The sequence below is a fragment of the Nocardia camponoti genome (genome assembly GCF_014646135.1).
Classification (GTDB): Bacteria; Actinomycetota; Actinomycetes; order Mycobacteriales; family Mycobacteriaceae; genus Nocardia; species Nocardia camponoti.
Map to the genome: position 1 here is coordinate 1,013,416 of NZ_BMMW01000002.1, position 20,924 is coordinate 1,034,339.

A 20,924-nucleotide genomic window follows, 5' to 3' on the forward strand; every position below is an offset into this window, starting at 1 on the left:
AAGCGAATTCGTGATGTCGCCGACCGACCCGACGGTGTTCGTGAGATCGCCAGCGACGCCACTCACGTCGCCAACCACGTCACTCACGTTGCCGACACTGTTCGTCAGGTCGCCAGCGACCCCGGTCAGATCGCCAACCGACTGCGTAACGTCACCGACCGAACCAACCGCACTGGTCAGGTCGCCGGCCACGCCCGTCACGTCACCAGCGATGCCAGTCACGTCGCTGATCGAGCCAACCGTGTTCGTCAGGTCTCCCGCGACGCCCGTCACGTCGCTGATCGAACCGATCGTTCCGCTGAGGTCACCGACGACCTCGCTCACGTTGCCAACGTTGTTGGTGAGATCCCCCGCCACCCCGCTGATGTCGCCAACTGAACCGACCAGGTCGCCCGCGACCCCGCTCACGTCACCAGCGATGCCGGTCACGTCGCTAATCGAGCCGACCGTCTGCGTCAGGTCGCCCGCAACGCCTGTCACGTCGCTGATCGAGCCAACAGTTTGTGTGAGATCGCCCGCGACCCCCGTGAGGTCGCCCGCGATACCCGTCACGTCGCCGACCGAACCGACAGTGTTGGTCAGGTCCCCGGCGACACCGGTCAAGTCACCAGCCACGCCGGTCAGGTCGCCGCCAATGTCGGAGATGTCGCCGACGGACTGGGTCAGGTCGCCTGCCACGCCCGCGATGTCGCCAACCGAACCGACAGTGTTGGTGAGATCGCCTGCGACACCGGTCAAGTCGCCCGCAACACCGCTCACGTCCCCGACCGAACCGATCAGATCACCAGCGACGCCAGTCACGTCACCAACCGACCCGACAGTGTTGGTCAGGTCCCCGGCCACGCCGGTCAGGTCGCCCGCAATGCCGGTCACATCGCTAATCGAACCGACGGTCTGCGTCAGGTCGCCCGTCACGCCAGTCACGTCTCCGACGACCTCGCTCACGTTCCCGACACTGTTCGTCAGATCCCCAGCGACGCCAGTCACGTCGCCGAGGTTGCCGACGGTCTGTGTGAGGTCGCCCGCGACCCCGCTGATGTCGCCGACGGAACCGACGACGTCGCTCACGTTGCCAACGGTGTTTGTCAGATCGCCCGCGACACCTGTCACGTCGCTAATCGAGCCAACCGTGTTCGTGAGGTCGCCTGCCACGCCAGTCAGGTCACCACCGATGTCGGAGATGTCGCCGACCGAACCGACGGTGTTCGTGAGATCGCCTGCGACACCGGTCAGGTCACCCGCAACGCCCGTCACATCACCAACCGAGCCGACCACGTCGCTGACATTGCCAACGGTGTTGGTCAGATCGCCCGCGACCCCGGTCACGTCGCTAATCGAACCGATCGTCTGCGTCAGGTCCCCGGCCACGCCGGTCAAATCGCCCGCAACGCCGGTCACGTCCCCGACCGAGCCGATCAGATCACCAGCGACGCCTGTCACGTCACCAACCGAGCCAACGGTGTTCGTCAGATCGCCCGTCACGCCAGTCACGTCCCCGACGACGTCGCTCACGTTCCCGACACTGTTCGTCAGGTCCCCAGCGGTGCCAGTCACGTCGCCGAGGTTGCCGACGGTCTGCGTCAGGTCGCCCGCGACGCCGGTTACGTCGCTAATCGAGCCGATGGTGTTCGTGAGATCGCCCGCGACGCCACTCACGTCGCTGATGCTGTTCGTCAGGTCGCCCGCGACACCGCTCACGTCACCGGCCACACCACTCACATCACCGACGGAACCAATGAGATCGCCGGCGACTCCACTCACATCACCAATCGACTGCGTCACGTCGCCAACCGAGCCAACGGTGTTCGTCAGGTCGCCGGCAACGCCAGTCAGATCGCCACCGATATCGGAGATGTCGCCAACCGAGTTGGTTAGGTCACCTGCCACGCCCGCGATGTCGCCGACCGAACCCACGGTGTTCGTGAGATCGCCTGCGACACCGGACAAGTCGCCAGCAACGCCAGTCACATCACCGACCGAGCCAACAACATCGCTCACGTTTCCGACACTGTTGGTCAGGTCGCCAGCTACTCCACTCACGTCACCGACGGATCCGATCAGATCGCCCGCGACACCACTCACATCCCCAATCGACTGCGTCACGTCGCCAACCGAGCCGACGGTGTTCGTCAGGTCGCCAGCTACTCCGCTCACGTCGCCGACGGACCCGACCAGATCACCCGCGACACCGCTCACGTCGCCAACCGAGCCGATCACGTCGCCCGCGACACCGGTGACATCGCCCAGGTTGCCGACCGTGTTGGTGAGATCGCCGATCGAGCCGATCCCGTTCGTGAGGTCGCCAGCAACACCGGTCACGTCGCTGACGTTGCCGACGGTGTTCGTGAGGTCGCCAGCAACCCCGGTTACGTCACTGATCGAGCCAAGGTCGCCCGCGATGCCGGTCACGTCACCGAGCGAGTTCGTGACCTCGCCAACCGACCCCGCGACCCCGGTTAGGTCGCCGACGGTGTTGGTGAGGTCGCCCGCGACTCCGGTCACGTCCCCGATCGACCCGAGGTCGCCCGCGACGCCGGTCACGTCGCTAATCGAGTTGGTGAGGTCACCCGCGACGCCCGCGATGTCGCCAACAGACCCGACCGTGTTGGTCAGATCCCCGGCGACCCCGCTGATCGAATTCGTAAGATCACCCGCGACACCGGTGACGTCCCCGACCGACTGAGTCACGTTGCCGATCGCCGGATCACCAGTGATGTCGCCAATAGAGCCGACCGTCTGCGTCAAATCCCCTGTGACGCCGGTGATTCCGCCCGCAATGCCAGTCACATCGCCGCCGATATCGCCAACCGACTGTGTCAGGTCTCCCGCTACGCCAGTCACGTCCCCGATCGAGCCGACGGAATTCGTCAAGTCACCCGCGACGCCGGTGAGATCGCCCGCAATGCCCGTCACGTCGCCGACAGTGCCGACGCCGCCGACGACATCGCTCACGTCGCCCGCGATGCCAGTTACATCACCGATGGTGTTCGTCAGGTCACCCGCGACCCCGGTAACGCCACCAACGAAGTCGGTCACGTTGCCAACCGACTGGGTCAGATCGCCCGCGACGCCAGTCACGTCGCCGCCGATGTCGCCAACCGACTGGGTGAGGTCGCCCGCGACCCCAGTCACATCACCGATCGACCCGACCGAATTCGTCAAATCACCTGCGACGCCGGTGATTTCGCTGATCGACCCGACATCGGTGAGGTCGCCCGCGATACCCGTCACGTCACTGACATTCCCGATGCCGCCGACCACGTCGCTGACGTCGCCCGCGATACCGGTCACGTCACCCACCGAGCCAACGAGGTCGCCCGCCACACCCGTAACGTCGCCCACGTTGCCGACCGTGTTGGTGAGGTCGCCGGCCACGCCGCTTACGTCGCCAACCACCTCGCTGACCCCGCCCGCGATGCCAGTCACGTCGCCGATCGTGTTCGTGAGATCGCCCGCAACCCCGGTCACGCCGCCAACGAAGTCGGTCACGTTGCCGACCGAATTCGTCACGTCGCCAACCGACTGCGTGAGATCGCCCGCGACACCAGTCACTTCACCAACCGAACCCGCAACGCCAGTCACATCACCGACCACGTCGCTGATGCCGCCCGCGACACCGGTCACGTCGCCAACCGAGTTCGTCACGTCGCCAACCGATTGGGTCAGATCGCCCGCGATGCCGGTTACGTCGCCAATCGAGCCAAGATCGCCCGCCACGCCAGTTACGTCGCCAACCGACTGCGTGAGATCGCCCGCGACGCCGGTCACTTCGCCCACCGACCCCGCGATGCCAGTCACGTCACCGACGGTGTTCGTCAGGTCACCGGCGACACCGCTCACATCGCTGATCGAATTCGTAAGATCGCCCGCAACTCCGGTCACTTCACCGACCGAGCCAGCGATACCGGTGACGTCACCGATGGTGTTCGTCAGATCGCCCGCGACCCCGGTCACGCCGCCGACGAAGTCGCTCACGTTGCCAACCGAGTTCGTCACGTCGCCGACTGACTGCGTCAGGTCGCCCGCAACGCCGCTCACGTCGCCAACCGACTGCGTGAGGTCGCCCGCAACGCCGGTCACGTTCCCGATCGACGGGTCGCCAGTGATGTCGCCAATCGAACCGACGGTCTGCGTGAGGTCGCCCGCGATGCCAGTTACGTTCCCAACGTCGCTCAGCGACTGCGTGAGGTCGCCCGCCACACCCGCGACATCGCCGATGCCGGACACATCTCCCGCGACGCCGGTCAGGTCGCCGCCAATGTCGCTCACCGAGTTGGTGAGGTCGCCCGCAACGCCGGTCACGTTCCCGATCGACGGGTCACCGGTGATGTCGCCGACCGAGCCGATAGTCTGCGTCAAGTCGCCAGCGACGCCCGATACGTCACCAACGGACTGCGTGAGGTCACCCGCGACACCGGTCACATTCTGTGTGAGATCGCCTGCGACACCAGTGATTTCGCCAACCGAACCAGCGATGCCGGTTACGTCGCCGACGACATCGGTCACGTTGCCAACCGAGTTGGTCACGTCGCCGACGGACTGCGTCAAGTCGCCAGCGACGCCCGTGACGTCGCCTGCGATGCCCGATACGTCCCCAACCGACTGCGTGAGGTCACCCGCGACACCGGACACATTCTGCGTGAGGTCGCCAGCAACGCCCGTGACACCGCCCGTGATGCCCGATACGTCGCCAATGGATTGGGTGAGGTCGCCCGCAACGCCGGTTACTTCGCCGACCGACCCAGCGATGCCAGTTACGTCGCCGACGACATCGGTCACGTTGCCAACCGAGTTGGTCACGTCGCCGACGGACTGCGTCAGGTCGCCCGCAACGCCGGTCACGTTTCCAATCGACGGGTCGCCCGTGATGTCACCAATCGAACCGACGGTCTGCGTCAGGTCGCCAGCGACGCCCGTGACATCGCCCGCGATACCCGATACGTCACCAACGGACTGAGTGAGGTCACCCGCGACACCGGACACGTTCTGCGTGAGATCGCCTGCAACACCGGTGACTTCGCCAACCGAACCAGCGATGCCAGTGACGTCGCCCGCGATGCCCGAAACATCGCCAATCGAATTACCAACGCCGCCAACAACATCCGATACCGAGTTGGTGAGGTCGCCCGCCACGCCCGTCACATCGCCAACGGAGCCAACCGAATTCGTCAGGTCACCCGCGACACCGGTGATGTCGCTGATCGACCCAATGTCGGTGACATCGCCGACGGTGTTCGAAAGATCGCCAACCGAGCCAACATTCGACAGCACGTCCCCAACGGAACCGATGTCGCCGATCGAGTTGGTGAGGTCGCCCGCAACTCCAGTGACGTCGCTAATCGAGCCGATATCGGTGACGTCGCCCGCGATCCCGGTCACGTCGCCGATGCCGCTCACCACGTCGCTCACGTCGCCGACACTGCCAACGTTGGTCAGGTCCCCGACCACACTGCTCACGTCGCCGACGTTCCCAACTCCGCCGACGACGTCGCTCACGTCCCCGGCGATACCAGTCACGTCGCTGATTCCGCCGATCACGTCCCCGCCGACACCGGACAGATCACCCGCGACGCCGGTTACGTCGCCGACGACATTCGTCACGTCGCCAACCCCGCTGACCACGTCACTCACGTCCCCGGCGATGCCAGTCACGTCGCCGATGCCGGTCACGTCGCCGACAACGTTCGTCACATCGCCAACCCCGCTGACCACGTCGCCAACCGACTGCGTCAGGTCGCCCCCAACGCCGGTCACGTCGCCAATCGAGCCGATGTCGGTTACGTCGCCGACCACATTGCTCACGTCGCCGACGCCACTGATCACGTCGCCGCCAACGCCGGTCACGTCGCTGATCCCGCTGATCACGTCGCCGCCAACGCCAGTGAGGTCGCCAGCAACGCCGCTCACGTCACCAACCGACTGCGTCACGTCGCCAACCGAACCGATCCCACCGGCAAGCACGTCGCCGACCGAACCAATGTCGGTCAGATCGCCCGCGATTCCGGTGACGTCGCCAATCGAGCCAACATCCGTGATGTCACCAATCACGTTGCTCACGTCCGAGATCGACCCGATGTCGCCAGCCACCCCGGACACGTCGCCGATCACATCGCCGCCAACGCCGGACAGATCACCCGCGACCCCGGTCACGTCACCGACGACATTCGTCACGTCGCCAACCCCGCTGAGATCGCCCGCGACACCGGTGACATCGCTGATCGACCCGATCCCGCCGGCGAGCACGTCGCCAACCGAACCGATGTTGCTCATGTCCCCAACCGACTGGGTTACGTCACCCGCGATGCCAGCCACATCGCCCACCGACTGCGTCACGTCGCCGACGCCGCTGACCACGTCGGTCACGTCCCCGGCCACGCCGGTCACGTCGCCGACCGAGCCAACGTCGACGAGGTCGGTGAGGTTGCCCGCGGTGTTGGTGAGGTCGCCCGCGACACCCGTCACGTCGCCTACGGCCCCGTTCCCACTGAGCACGTCACCCACGTCGCCGACCGTCTGCGTAACGTCGCCAACCGACCCGACGTTCGTGAGATCACCGACGGACTGCGTGAGGTTCCCGACGGTATTCGTCACGTCGCCAACCGAGCCAACATCGGTGATGTCGCCAATCGACTGCGTCAAATTCCCAACGCCACCAACAACATCCGTAACGTCGCCGACCGACTGCGTGAGGTTCCCGACGGTATTCGTCACGTCCCCAGCCACACCAGTTACGTCGCCAATCGAGCCGACTCCACCCGCAAGCACGTCGCCCACCGAGCCGACGTTCGTGAGATCACCGAGGCCGGTCACGTCGCCGACCGACTGCGTGAGGTTCCCGACGGTGTTCGTCACGTCGCCAACCGAGCCGACGTTAGCGATGTCACCAACCGACTGCGTCACGTCGCCAACGCCGCTGACCACGTCAGTCACATCCCCAGCCACGCCGGTTACGTCGCCAACCGAGCCAATATCGGTGATGTCACCGATCGACTGCGTCAAATTCCCAACGCCCCCAACAACATCCGTGACATCACCCGCGACGCCCGAAACATCGCCGACCGACTGGGTCAAGTTCCCAACCGTCTGCGTGACGTCGCCAACCGACCCAATATCGCCAACCCCGCCGACCACATCGCCCGCGACACCCGTCACGTCACCAACCGACTGCGTCAGGTTCCCAATGTTGGACACCGGATCGCCGGTCAAGTTGCCGACGGTGTTCGTCACGTCGCCGAGCGAGCCGATGTCACCAACCACGTTGGTCACGTCCCCGAGCGACCCAACATTCGTCACGTCACCTACGACGCCAGTCAGATTCCCGATGTTCGAAATTGGATCGCCCGTGAGGTTGCCGACCGTGTTGGTCACGTCGCCCACCGACTGAGTGAGGTTGCCAACGCCGCCAACAACATCGGTGACGTCGCCCGCGACGCCCGTCACGTCGCCGAGCGACCCAACGTTCGTCACGTCGCCAACAACGTCGCTGATCGACCCGATCTCACTCACGTCGCCAACCACGTTCGACACGTCACCGACGGACTGCGTCACGTTGCCAATGTTCGAAAGCGCGTCGCCCGCAACACCTGTCACGTTGCCGACGTCACCCACCGACTGCGTGAGGTCACCGGCGACCCCGGCCACGGTATTAGTCAGGTTGCCGATATTCGACACGTCGCCGACGGTGTTGGTCAGGTCGCCCGCGACGCCACTTACGTCGCCCGCGATCCCGGAAATATCGCCGATGCCACCGACCACATCGCCGACGGTGTTGGTCACGTTGCCCGCGCCTCCGGCGATCCCGGTGACGTCACCTACGACGTTCGAAATGTCACCAAGCGAACCGACGGTCTGCGTGAGGTCGCCAGCGACACCCGTCACGTCGCCGACCGTGTTGGTCAGGTTGCCCACATCCCCGGCGATCCCGGTGACATCACCAAGCGAACCAACAGTCTGCGTCAGATCACCGATGTTGCCGATATCCGAGACGTCACCGATGGTGCTGGTCAGGTCGCTGATCGAGCCGATATCGCCGACAGTGTTGGTCACGTCGCTGATCGCGCCCGCACCGGAGAGCACGTCGCCGACGCTATTGGTGACGTCACCCGCGACACCCGAAACGTCGCCGACCGTGTTCGTCAGGTTCCCCGCGTCGATCACGTCGCTGACGTCGCCAACCGTCTGAGTCAGGTCACCCGCGACCCCAGCAACGTCACCGACCGAACCAACGGTCTGCGTGAGATCCCCCGCGACGCCAGTCACGTTGCTAATTCCGCCAACTACATCGCCGACGGTGTTGGTCACGTTCCCCACGCCACCTGCGACCCCAGTGAGGTCGCCCGCGACACCCGTCACGCCGCCGACCACATCGCCGACGTTGCCGACGCTATTGGTCAGGTCGCCCGCGACGCCGGACACATCGCCAACGACGTTGCTCACGTCGCCGATATCGCTAACCCCGCCAACGACGTCCCCGACCGTGCTGGTCACATTCCCCACGCCACCTGCGACGCCAGTGAGGTCGCCCGCGACGCCAGTCACGTCGCTAACGCCGCCGACAACATCGCCAGCCGTGTTGGTCACGTTGCCCACGTCACCAACGGTGCTCGTCAGGTTCCCCACGTCCCCAACGACGTTGGAAATGTCGCCAACCGAGCCCACCGTTTGCGTCAGATCACCGGCGACACCCGTCACGTCGCCGACCCCGCCAACAACGTCGGAAACATCGCCGACCGTGTTGGTCAGGTTCCCCACGCCTCCGGCGATTCCGGTGAGGTCGCCAGCAACGCCCGTCACGTCACCACCGACGTTCGAAATGTCGCCAACCGTCTGCGTCAGGTCGCCGATGCCACTCACATCGCCGACCGTGCTGGTGAGGTCGCTGATCGAGCCGACGTTCGTCACGTCGCCAACAACGTCACTCACATTGCCAACGCCGCCAACAAGATTCGTGATGTCCCCCGTGTTGACGACACCGCCGATCACGTCGCCCGCAACGCCAGTCACATCGTTGACCCCACCCGCGATGCCGGTCACGTCGCCGACAGTGTTCGTCACGTCACCGATCGAGCCCACATTCGAAATCGCGCCGCCCGCAACATCACTCACGTTTCCGATGTTCGATCCGATATCGCCAACGCTGCCGATCACGTCGCCCGCAACGCCAGTCACATCGCCGCCGACGGAGCCAACGTTGGATACGACGTCGGTCACGTCACCGATCCCGCTCACGTCGCCGAGGGTGTTGGTGAGGTCGCCCGCGACGCCCGTCACGCTGCCCACATCGCCAACCGTGCTGGTCAAATCGTTGATCGAGCCGATGTTGGACACCACATCACTGACGTCGCCAACATTGCCAATGTTGCTGACGACATCCGACAGATTCCCAACGCCACCAACAACATTCGTTACGTCGCCAGCGACTCCGGTGACATCACCGACGCCATCAACCACATCGGTCACGTTGCCGATATCACTGATATCCCCAACTCCCCCAACGATATTGGTTACATCGCCAGCCACGCCGGACACGTCACTCACGTTGCCGAGAGTGTTGGTGAGGTCGCCCGCGACGCCGGTCACGTTGCCCACATCACCGACCGTGCTGGTCAGGTCGTTGATCGAACCGATGTTGGAAACCACATCACTGACGTCGCCGACGCCGGTCACCAGGTTCGTGACGTCGCCAGCGACACCGGTTACGTCGCCAACATTGCCGAAATTGCTGACTACATCCGACAGGTTGCCTACGCCCCCAACGACATTCGTCACATCTCCAGCCACGCCAGACACATCGCTCACATCGCCAACCGAACCGACGTTGCCGATCACGTCACCCGCGACACCTGTCACGTCGCCGACGTTCGTGACATCACCGGCGACCCCGCTGACGTCCCCAACCACGCTGCTCACGTCGGAAATCGAGCCGATGTTGCTGAACGCGTCGCCAGCGACCCCGGTTACGTCCGAAATCGCGCCCGCGTTGTTGAGCACGTCGCCCGCGACGTTGCTGACATCACCCACGTTGCCAACGAGATTCGTCACGTCGCCGATGTTGCCGACGTCGCCCACGACCCCGCTGACATCACCAACGACGTTGCTCACGTCGCCCGCAACCCCGCTCACGTCGCCGACCACGTTGGAAACGCCACCCACGCTCGCGACGTCGCCGACCACACCGCTCACGTCGGAAATCGAACCGACGTTGCTGAGCACGTCGCCCGCGACACCGGTTACGTCGCCAACGTTGCCGACGACATTCGTCACGTCGCTGAGGTCAGACACGTCGCCAGCGATCCCGGTGACGTCCGAAATCGAGCCCGCGTTGTTGAGGACGTCGCCGACCACGTTGGAAACGTCACCCACGCTCGCGACATCGCCGACCACGTTGCTCACGTCGGAAATCGAGCCAGCGTTATTGAGCACGTCGCCCGCGACGTTGGTGATGTCACCGAAGTTGGTCACGTCGACGATGTTGCTGACGTCGCCCGCAACACCACTCACGTCACCCGCGACCCCGCTCACGTCGCCAACCACGTTGCTCACGTCCGAAATCGAACCCGCGTTATTGAGCACGTCACCCACCACATTGGTGACATCGCCGGCCACGCCCGTCACGCCGCCAACATCGCCCACGTTGCCGATCACGTTCGACACGTCGCCGATGTTCGTGACGTCGCCAAGGTTGGTCACATCGCCAACGACGTTGCTCACGTCGCCGATGTTGGTTACGTCGCCCGCGACTCCGGTTACTCCGCCGACGACGTTGGTGACGTCCCCAGCCACGCCGCTCACGTCGCTGACGTTGCCGACTCCGCCGACCACGTCGCCTGCCGTGTTCGTGACCGACCCAATGTTCGATGCCACGTCGCCGAAAGTGCCGGTGACATTGCCGATTCCGCCGACAAGGTTGGTTACGTCGCCGACCGAGCCGAGCGAACCCGAATTGTCGATCACGTCGCCGACCACGTCCCCGACGTTGCCCACCGAGGCCCCGTCGCCAATCACGTTGCCGACGGTGTTGGTCACGTCGGTCAGGTTGCCGACGTTGGTCAGGTCGCCGATCGACCCAACATCGCCTGCCACGTTCGTAACGTCGCCAACCACGCCACCGCCGACGGACGCGATGTCCCCGATCGACCCGACGTCCCCGACCACCTGACCCGCGTTGGTCACGTCGCCAACCACATTCGTCACGTCGCCGACAGAACCGACGTTGTTGATGACGTCGCCCGCGATATCGCCCGTCGAGCCCACGTTGCTGAGCACATCGCCGCCGATGTTCGTGACGTCGCCGACGGAGCTCACGTCGTTCAGCACGTCGCCAACCGACCCGACGTTGTTCACCACGCCACCCGCGACGTTGCCCACGTCCGAAATCGACCCAACCTCGTTGAGTACGCCCCCAACGTCGGTCACGTCGCCAACCGAGCCGACGTTGCTGAGCACGTCACCCACATTCGTGACGTCGCCAATCGAACCAACATTGCTGAGCACGTCACCCGCGACGTTCGATACGTCGCCGATGGACCCAACACCGTTGGTGATGTCGCCCGTCACGTTGGTGATGTCGCCGACGGAGCTCACGTTGCTCAATACGTCGCCGACATTCGAAATCGAACCCGCGTTGTTCAGTACATCGCCGCCGACGTCACCGATCGAACCCGAGTTGCTCAGTACGTCGCCCGCAACGTTCGTGACGTCGCCAACCGAACCAACGTCGCCAATCACGTCGCCCGCGACATTGGTGACGTCGCCGATCGAACCAACGCTGCTGAGCACGTCACCCGCGACATTCGTGACGTCGCCAACCGAACCAACATTGCTGAGCACGTCACCCGCAACATTGCCAACGTCGGAGATCGAGCCAATGTCGGTGACGTCACCGATGATGTTGCCCGCGTTAGTAATTGAGCCCGCGTTGTTGAGTACCTCGCTCACCGAGCCGACGTCAGTCACATCGCCAACCACGTTCGTGACGTCCCCAACCGTCCCGATGTTGTTCAGCACCTCGCTGACGGACCCGACGTCGCCAACCACGTCGCCAACGGACCCACCCGTCACGTTGCTGAGCACGTCACCGACCGAGCCGACGTTGGTCACGTCACCAGCAACGCCGCTGACACCGCCGACAACATCACCAACGGATCCAACGTTGATCACGTCCCCGGCCACATTGCTGACGTCGCCAACCACACCCGTAACCGACCCAACGTTGGTCACGTCGCCGAGCACATCGCCCACCGAGCCGATGTCACTGACCACGTTGCTGACGTCCCCAACGGACCCGATATCAGTCACGTCGCCGACCGACCCGATGACGTTGCCAACCCCCGTCACGTTGCTGAGCACGTCGCTGACCGAGCCGACGTTCGTCACGTCGCCGGCAACATTGCTCACGCCGCCAACCACGTCGCCAACCGAACCAACGTTCGTGACGTCGCCAACCGTCCCGACCACATCGCCAACCGACCCGACGTTGGTCACCCCACCGAGCACATCCCCAACCGAGCCCACATCGGTGACATCCCCAACGGTCCCGATCACATCGCCAACCGAGCCAACATCACCAACCACATTGCTGACGTCCCCAACGGAACCAATCACGTCCCCAACCGACCCAACGTCGGTCACGTCCCCGACGACACTCCCCACGTCGCCAACGGACCCGACAACATTGCTGATGTCCCCAACGACATTCCCAATCGACCCCACATTCGTGACCCCACCAAGCACATCCCCAACCGACCCGATCGACCCAATCCCGCCGTCAACCAAATCCCCCGCAACATTCCCAATGTTGCCCACATTCGTCAGACCACTAATCGGCCCAACATTCCCAAGGAAGCTCGTAACCGGGTCAATCGACACCGCATCGCCAACGACGTTGCCCACATTGCCAATGTCGCCAACGGAACCTACTCCGTCGACGACATCGTTAATCGAACCAATTCCGTTGAGTACGTTGCCAATATCGCCTACCGAGCCGACGCCACTGATGATGTCGCCGACCGAACCGACCGAACCGATCTGGGTAATCCCGCCGAGTACGTCACCAACCGACCCAACGTTGGTAACCCCTCCGAGTACATCCCCGATCGAATTTCCGTTCAGCGCTTCGCTAATGGATCCGGTGTTGCTGAGAATATCGCCCACGTTGGAGAGATTGCCGACCGAATTGATCAGGTCGCCACCAACGCCGGTAACCGAACCAACGTCGCCGACAAGCGAATTCACGTCGCCAACGGAGCCAAGCACATTGTTGACCGACCCAATTCCGTTGAGCGCGTTGACGAAATCGGTAATCGTCAGCTCTTCAATGATGTGGCTCACGTCGCCGAAGTTGTTCAACACCCCGCCGATATCCCCAACCGGGCCGAGGTTGTTCAGCACGCCACTGACCCCGCCGAGCGAACTGCCGATCACCGAAACCGGCGCGCTGAGGTTGCCGAGGAACCCGTTGCCAATCACGTTCTGCACGTCATTGAAGGCTTGGGTCATGTCGTTCGCGATCGACGCGGCCTGGTTCAGGAACTCAAGGTTGCCGATGTTGCTGAACGGGCTGAAATCACCAACGTCACCGAGCGAATTGGTAATGCTGCCAACGTTGTTGAGCACCGAGTTGTTCAACAACGACCCAACGTCGCCGAAGTTGCCGACATTGCCAAGGATCGACCCAACATTGCCAACGTCGCCGAGGCTGCCGATGCCGCTCAACACGCTGCCGAGGTTGGTGATGTCACCAAGGTTGCCGATGCTGCCGATATCGCCGATGTTCTGCCCACCGACATTGAGCCCGTTGAGCACGCTGCCGAGATTGCCGACGTCGCCGCCGACGAGATTGCTCAGCGCGTCCCCACCAATAACGTTGCCGAGAATGTCGCCGCCGAGGAAATCGCCACCAAGAATGTCGCCGCCGAGAACACCGTTGCCGACACTCCCAAGCACACCATTGGCGACATTGCTCAGCGGATTGTTTCCATTCAGGAAGTTACTGAACGGGTCGCCATTAATCTGCCCATTATTAGACCCCTGGCCACCATTGTTATTGCCATTGTTCGACCCATTGCCACCGGTGTTGTTATTGCTCCCACTGTTGCCACCATTACCGCCATTCCCGCCACCGTTATTCGACCCACCACCATTGCCGCCGCTACCACCATTCCCCCCGTTGCCGCCGCCGCCATTGCCACCACCGCCGCTGTTCCCGCCGGTTCCACCTCCGCCGACCCCGATGCCCGTGCCGCCAGTCCCAACACCGGACCCACCAGCGCCGCCAGTCCCGCCCGAACCACCACGCCCGCCAGCACCACCACCCGTCCCAGCCCCACCGGAACCACCAGACCCACCTGAACCTCCCGGCCCGTTAAACCGAGACGGCCCATAGTAATTCGTTACGGGCCCAAAATAATTCGTGCCACCGTAACCAGCTCCACCAAATCCCGACCCACCATTTCCCGCGCGCCCAAAACCCGCACCCTGACCAAATCCGGACCCACCACCATTCCCAGCCCCACGCCCGTACCCAAATCCAGCACCTTGCCCAAAACCAGCACCCTGCCCATACCCCGAACCAGCACCAAAACCACGACCCGCACCAACAATCCCGCGCACCCCAGCGCCACCACAGTCAATTCCCGCACCACGCGCCACCATCGGCGTGCACGCCGCAACATATTGCGGCGTCGCACAAAGTTTCACTTGGTCGATGACCTTGTCCGGCGCCTCACAGTAGGCCGCCGCGGCCTTCGGGTCACGCAGCAGGTCAAGAATGAACTGCACGATCGCGTTCTCCATTGGTGTGGTCATCGCAACTCAGCTCCCTTTAGCTTCTCCGCGAACGATCATCGACACACAAAGTGATGTTTCGACGCTATTGGGCGAGGCAGCACCCCCGTAACGGGCCGAATCCCCGCAGGCGTGCCCCCACATTCGTTAGGGGAAGCGCCCCGGTTAGGGGATCTGCCCGGTGATTAGGGGTCCGGGAGTAACAGCAGACGGTCAGCAACCGACAATGGAAATAGCTCTTTCGTGTGTCCGTAGCTAGCCCATGCAAACTCACGCATTCGCAAGAGGTTTCTCATGACTGACCGTCTCGCGCTCGGCATCACCGTCGGCGCTTCGCGTTCCGCAGCAGTCGCCGTCACTGACGATGGGGGTGAACCGGTCGCTGTCATTTCCCGACGAAGCGTTGTTGAGTTGGCGTCGAGTAGTGGGCCCGTCGTGGTCGACGGGTTCTTATCGCGGGTCGGCGACCCGGTGCGAATGGTGGCCGAAGACGGTTCGACGCATGCGGCCGCCGACCTGGTCGCAGCGGCGGTTACCAGCCTGATCGCCGATATTTCCGCGACAACCGACGCAGCACAAGAGCCAACGACGGTCGCGAATTATCCGGGCTGGTGGGGCGCTGGGCGGGTGCGTGAAGTGCGGGCGGCGCTGGATGCCCAGGGCGCTGAAACCGTGGTTTTGGTACCCGAGCCGCTTTCGGTTGTCCGGCGCTATGAGATCGAGCGCGGGTTGCTCAATGAGGGCGCGCTCGTTGTCTATGACTTGGGCGAAAGTGGTGTCACCGTTTCGGTGGTCCGTACCGGCGAAAAATCGGGCTTGCTCGGCACGCCGGTCCATAATCCCGATATTGCTGGCTCAGAATTCGACCTCGCGACAATGCGCTACGTGCTGGCAAACGCTAGTGGTGATAACGAATTTGATCCTTTCGATCCCGACATCGAAGCCGAACTCGCGCGATTACGGGAACGCAGCAGGGAAGCGAAAGAACAATTGTCGACCGAAACCGCGACGGTCGTTTCGCTCGGCGCGCTCAGCGCCACCGGCGACGAACAGGTGCGACTCGTGCGCGGCGAGCTCGAAGACCTCCTTCGCTCGGATGTCCGCGATTCGCTCGCCCTCGTCCGTGAGGCGGTGCAGCGCTCGGGCCTCGACTTCGCCGGCATCGACGCGGTGCTGCTCACCGGCGGTGGCGGCGCGATCCCGCTGGTCGCCGAGCTGATTTCCGCCGAATTCGGCCTGCCCGTTGTCGCGACAGCGGACCCCGCGACAGCCAGCGCGGCCGGTGCTGCCGAACTCGCCGCCGACCTCGTCGCCGCCGAAGGCGCGCTGCTTGCGAAGGCGGTGCCGATGTCGCTCGCCGACGTCGATTCGGCCGAAGCGAGCGCGGCGGAATCAAGCGCGGATGAGCCAACCGACATCACCCCGCTGAGCGACATCGAGGACGACCCACTCGCCCCGGCCGACAATCGCAAACGCATCGCGATCGTCGCCGCCGCGTTCGTCACCTTCGCCGCGCTCACCGCGGGCACACTCGCCGTCGCGCCACAGTTCGCGACGCCAAGCACGCCCGACACGTCGATCACGCCCGTCGGCACCGACGGCAGCCCCGCCACTAGCGGCGTCCGAACGACAACGACCGTCGACGCCAACGGCAGGCCGGTCGAGGTCAAGACAACAACGACGGTCGACGCGAACGGCAAGCCCGTCGAGGTGAAAACGGCAACGACGGTCGACGCGAACGGCAAGGTCGTCGAAGTGCCGATCGACCCGAAGACCGGCCAACCAGCGCAGCCGGGCGCAACGGTCGGCGGTCAGCAGGGCCTGCCCGCACAACAAGGCCAAACCCAAGCTGGCCAACCTGCCCCAGCCCAGCCAGCGCAGGGCGGTACGCAAAGCCAACCCGCCCAAGGCAATACGCAACAGGGCGGCACCCAACCGGGCAACCAGCAAGGCAACCAACCGGCACCAGCAGGCCAACCGCCAGCGCAGCAGGCCCCCGCGCCACAAGCACCCGCGCCGCAAGCACCAGCCCCCGCGCCCAATCCCAACCCCGCCCCGGCCCCGAACCCCGCCCCGGCTCCCGCCATCCCCCAGCCGCCTAGTGTCGAGCTCCCCATCAGCCCGCCTAACGTTGGCGGCATCGTCCAAAACCCCGGAGGCACCTTGAGCGACACCGTCGGCGGCACGACCGGCGGCCTCCTCAATCGCGCGCCGACCTCGGCCCCGACCGGACCCGCCACCGAAGGGCTCGGCGGCGTAACCGAGGGCCTCGGCGGCGTGACCGGACTGGTTCCTGGGCTCGGAGGAGGCAATTGAGCCCGATCGCGCTCGACACGATGCCAGGCGCGCGTGAGGTGTTGCGCGCGGTCGACGGGGCAGGCAACGCCCCGGTCGTGCTGCTGCTCTCTGGCCGGTCGGGTACGGGAAAGTCGTTGCTACTGGACGTAATTCGACAACGGCTGCGCGCCCAGGGCCTCAGCACCATCGCGTCCGTTCCGAAGCCAAGCGACAACGGCGCTGTCGTTGTCGCCGACGACCTGCAAAACCTGTCCGCACCGCAACTCGACGCGTTGCGCACCGCGATCGAGTCCGGCGAACGCTCGTTCGTCGGCGCGATGCAGCCGCGCCCGCAGAACCCGGCGTTGCGCGCGCTCACCGAAACCGTCACGCGAAGGGGCCGCTCGGTCGAACTCCGCGCGCTCGGTTCGACCGACATCGGTTCGTTCGCCCGCGAGCTCGGCGTCACCGTCCCGCGCACGGTGATCAGCCACATTCACACTGCGACGGCAGGCGTTCACGGTGGTGTCGTCGCGGCCCTGCTCGCCGCTGGCACCGCGCGACTCGACGCTGGCATGTCGGCGGTCGACGAAGCGCTCGCGCACTGGATGCGCTCGCAGCTCGCTGGCGCCGACGCCGCCCTGCTCGACACCCTCGTCGTCGCGGCGACCGGCACCGGCCTCGACGCCGCCGAACTCGCCGAAGTCCTCAACGTCGACAGCGCGACAGCGACCGACCTTCTCGCGCGGGCCCGCGCATGCGCCCTGGTCACCGACGCTGACCTGCTGCTCGGCGCGGCCGTCCCGCAGTTGCGCGTGATGCTCGGCGACCGCAGATATGTCGCGGTGCAGCGCCGCCTGCTCGAAACGCGACTCGACGCTGGCCTCCTGCGCGACCAAACCGGCGCGCTGCTTGCCGAATCAGGCGTCCGCGACCCTCGCCTCGCTGAGTTCCTCATCAACAGCGCCCAGCACAATCGCGCCGAAGCCGCCCGCTACTACGCGGCGGCGGCAGCAGCGGGCGCGGAAGTGCGACCGATCGCGATGCAGTGGGCCGACGCCGCGTCCCGCGCTGGCGACGACGAAACCGCTCAACGCCTCGCCGAACCGCTGCTTGACCGCGACGACACCGCGCCAAGCGAACTCGCGGGCGCGGTTCGGGTGTGCGCGAGCGTGCTCACCCGACGTGGCCTCGTGAATCGCGCCGCCGCGCTTTACCGCTGGTTGGGCCCGAATCGCGTTGGCGCGGACTGGGCGGTTGCGGCAACGATCCTCGCGCTCGCGGGCGACGGTGTCGAAGCCAGCGACGCCGCCGACAACGCCGACCGCTGGCCGCCAACTCAGTCGGCGGCCGAGTCACGCTTGATCGCCAACGCGCTTTTGCAGTCGCTCGACCCGCACGGCGCGGCAACCCCGGCGGCGATATCGGCGCTGGTCCAGGCCGCGCACACCGGCCAAGGCGACGATGTCCCATGCAGCGCGGTCACCGTCGCCGCCCTGTTGAGCATGAGCGCGGGCGAGCCCCGACGCGCGGCCGACGCCGTGCGCGCCGCCGCCGGTTCCGGCCCGCAACTGCCTGTCCTTTCGGCGTGGAACGCGTTGCGGATCGGCGACGAGTGCGCGGCGACCGACCTCATGCACAGCATCGACATGACCCAACTCGCCCCGCGCGACAAACTCCTCGCGCACGCACTCGCCGTCGGTCTGGCTCGCCGCGGCGGCGACGCCCAAGCCCTGCACAACGCGTGGACGGCGGCGTTTCCGCTGTTCGACGAGATCGACGTCGACCTGCTGAGCCTGCTTCCCGTCGGCGAGCTCTGGCTCGCAGGCATCGGCCTGCGCGACGAGGCACGCATCCAACCGCTCGTTTCAGCCGCGCTCGCGCTCATCCGCAAGCTCGGTCGCGCGCCCGCGTGGACGAACGCGTTCCACTGGTACGGCGTCCAGGCGGCCATCGCGAAGCAGTCGCCGCAGAATCTCCTGCCGCACGCGCACGCACTCAAGAGCGCCGCCGCCGACGGCGACCCGCAAGCCGCCGTGCTCGCTGACGCCGGTCGCACCTGGTTGCTTGTGCTGCGCGGCCAGGTCGATATGCACGCCGTCGCGTCAGCGGTCTCGTCGCTGGCCGCCCAAGGCCACACTTTCGACGCCGCGCGCCTGGCGGGCGACGCCGCCCACGCGCAAAACGCGGCAGGCGACGCGACAGCGGCGAACCAACTACTCAAGCTCGCCCGCTCGGTCCGCATTCCCGCGCGCCCCGAGCAAGCCAAGCCGACCGAAGATTCGTCGGGAGCCGCCATTATCGAGCCTCGCGCGTTGAGTGATCGCGAACGCGAGGTCGCTGAGCTGGTACTTCTCGGGCTGACCTATCGCGAGATCGGTGCTCGGCTCTATATTTCGGCTAAGACTGTCGAACATCACGTCGCGCGAATTCGCCGCCGAATAGGCGCTGGGTCGCGTTCCGAATTATTGTCAATGCTTCGCGCGATGGGTCACGGCTCATTGCTTGTTTGACGAGGTAACAAGGATGGGAGCCCATGGCCACTGGGGTGGGCCTGCGGATCGGTGCTAATACCGCTACCGCGGCTGTGGTCACTGAGGACGGCACGACGGTTTTCGTCGTGCGCGACTCGGTCCTGCACATGTCCGAAGAAGGCGACGCCGCGCTTGGCGGCAAGCCTCCGCTTGGCGTGCATTCGATCAGTGGATTTGTCGCCGCTATCGGCGACCCCGCTGGCATCGACGTCGACGGCGGCGAGCCCTATCGCGCCGAAGACCTCTTCGCCACAGCACTGTTTTGCCTCATCGACCTCACCACCGCCCACCTCAACGGCCCCGCCGAGTTCTACGCGACCCACCCCGGCGATTGGTCGACTGAAGAGGTGCGCGGTGTTCGCGAAGCACTCGACTACCTTGGCTTGAAGTCGATCGCGCTGCTTGGCGAAAACGAACTGCCCGCGCCCGCGCTGGGCGAGGACCAGGGGCGTTCCTTCGCCGCCAAAGCCGCTGAGGCCGCGCTGGTGGCTGTGCTCGCCACGCCAGCTGGCTCGACACCGCCCGACCCGACCGCACCGGCCGCTCCGCTGGGCGACACCGACGTACTGCCGTCGGTTCGCACCACTTACGTTGGGGCACAAGCATATTCGGCTGCGATCCCAGCCGCGCGTGCGTTCCCGATGTCATTCGCGGACGCGCAGTTGACGCCACGCGTGCCCGTCGAAGCGCCTGCGGCAAGCCTTTCCGCTCCCTCCGCGACCGGTTACGTGACGAATCAACCGGTGTCATCGGGCTTCGCCCAAACCCTCACGCCAACGACGGTCGGCCCGCCTGTCGCCCTCCCGCCCCGTTCGAACACCCCGCGCACTCCGCTGATCGTCGCCGTCGCGGTGGTTTTCGGCCTGCTGCTCGGCGGACTGGGCGTCGCGCTCGCGCTGCGCTCGTCAACCCCGACGCTGCCGCCAACCATCACCGACGCGGTCGCGACTGTGCAGCCAACTAGCGCGCCCCCGCCCGTCGCGCCGCCGGTCGTTGAAACCACAACGGAGACACCGGAACCCACGTGGGTGCCGCCGGTCGTTGTCCCGAAGACCACCCAACCGCCCGAGCCGACAACGACGGAACCCCCTGAGCCCCCGGCCGCGCCAGCACCGACAACCAAAAAGCCAACCCCAACCCCGACGCCCGCCGACCTGTTCCCCGGCGGCCTGTTCGGACGGGAACAGACAACACCCAAGCTGCCAGCGCCCCCAGCACTGCCCGGCGCTGGTCAGAGTGGGTCGTCCGAGAGCGAACCACGGTAACCTGGCCGGTTTTCCGCGCGTGCCCTAGAGTGATGCGCTGACCGTCATGTGCGCCCGTTCGGGT

Annotated in this window: 6 protein-coding genes and 1 pseudogene (1 of these 7 running past the window's edge); 4 read left to right on the forward strand and 3 right to left on the reverse strand. The window is 65.1% G+C overall.

From position 1 onward, the window contains the following. Positions 1-13,497: the 5' end (the start) of a hypothetical protein gene (locus IEX78_RS12695; RefSeq protein ID WP_188829100.1), read on the reverse strand. It extends 17,046 nt beyond the left edge of the window; the window shows 13,497 of its 30,543 coding nt (coding positions 1-13,497); it begins with the start codon at positions 13,495-13,497; its stop codon lies off the left edge, out of view. On the opposite strand from IEX78_RS12695, the gene IEX78_RS12700 reads away from it, so the two are divergent. Further along, the gene (locus tag IEX78_RS12700) at positions 13,489-14,349 is read left to right on the forward strand and encodes a hypothetical protein (protein WP_188829101.1); all 861 of its coding nucleotides are present in this window, start codon (positions 13,489-13,491) and stop codon (positions 14,347-14,349) included. The two genes, IEX78_RS12695 and IEX78_RS12700, sit on opposite strands and share 9 nt — an antisense overlap. Before the next feature lie 41 nt (positions 14,350-14,390). Here IEX78_RS12700 and IEX78_RS12705 read toward each other — a convergent pair whose 3' ends face one another. Beyond that, positions 14,391-14,642 carry a hypothetical protein gene (locus IEX78_RS12705; protein WP_188829102.1) on the reverse strand — a complete coding sequence of 84 codons (252 nt, stop codon included), beginning with the start codon at positions 14,640-14,642 and terminating at the stop codon, positions 14,391-14,393. A gap of 7 nt (positions 14,643-14,649) precedes the next feature. Then, a pseudogene (locus IEX78_RS24895) lies at positions 14,650-14,805 on the reverse strand (hypothetical protein); the annotation flags it as partial. A 273-nt stretch (positions 14,806-15,078) separates the two neighbouring features. Between IEX78_RS24895 and IEX78_RS24535 the strand changes: the two are divergent. The 3 genes from IEX78_RS24535 to IEX78_RS12720 are packed head-to-tail and all read left to right on the forward strand — an operon-like array spanning position 15,079 to position 20,860. Beyond that, entirely contained in the window at positions 15,079-17,100 is a 2,022-nt protein-coding gene (locus tag IEX78_RS24535; RefSeq protein ID WP_188829103.1) for an Hsp70 family protein, read from the forward strand. Further along, complete coding sequence (locus tag IEX78_RS12715; protein ID WP_188829104.1) at positions 17,097-19,574, forward strand: LuxR C-terminal-related transcriptional regulator; 2,478 nt, start codon at positions 17,097-17,099, stop codon at positions 19,572-19,574. The genes IEX78_RS24535 and IEX78_RS12715 overlap by 4 nt, the downstream gene beginning before the upstream one ends. 23 nt (positions 19,575-19,597) lie before the next feature. Continuing rightward, on the forward strand, positions 19,598-20,860 hold the full coding sequence (locus IEX78_RS12720) for a hypothetical protein (protein WP_229683914.1): 1,263 nt from the start codon (positions 19,598-19,600) through the stop codon (positions 20,858-20,860). Positions 20,861-20,924: the final 64 nt, after the last annotated feature.